General features: G+C 48.1%; 1 protein-coding gene. It reads left to right on the forward strand.

Annotated features, from left to right (window positions below):
* Positions 1–516, forward strand: a 516-nt coding sequence (locus KIV40_RS34955; RefSeq protein ID WP_285354062.1) for a PhzF family phenazine biosynthesis protein, incomplete at both ends; no start/stop codon positions are given.

The raw sequence follows: 516 nt of genomic DNA on the forward strand, positions 1-516 counted from the left end.
TTCTCACGCTAAGTGACATGAGGTTGCGTTGGTTTACCCCTGAAATTGAGGTGAAATTGTGCGGACACGGTACTTTAGCTATGACGCACATTCTGGTTGAGCGCGGTGATTTGAATGTCGGAGAAAGTGTCACCTTTCAAACTCTGTCTGGTCCTTTGAATGCGGCGGTATTAGAAGACGGAATTGAGCTCGACTTTCCGCAAACCAACCTTCTATTAGACCAAGAGTTTAATGCACCATTGTTAGAGGCGTTAGGCATCAAGCCTCAAGATATTGCGGCATATGGCGAATTCGATTCTAAAGTCTTTATTCAAGTGAACAGTGAAAGCGCGGTACTTGATCTCACGCCTAACTTCGATGCGATGAAGCAACTCGTTGGACGAGGTGTGGTGGTGACGGCTCAATCAGAGCAACCACAGTTAGATTTCATCTCGCGCTATTTTGCCCCTTGGGTCGGTGTAAATGAAGATCCAGTAACGGGTTCGGCCCATTGTGCCCTCGGCCAGTTCTGGTGCC

The sequence above is a fragment of the Vibrio sp. D173a genome, from assembly GCF_030248475.1.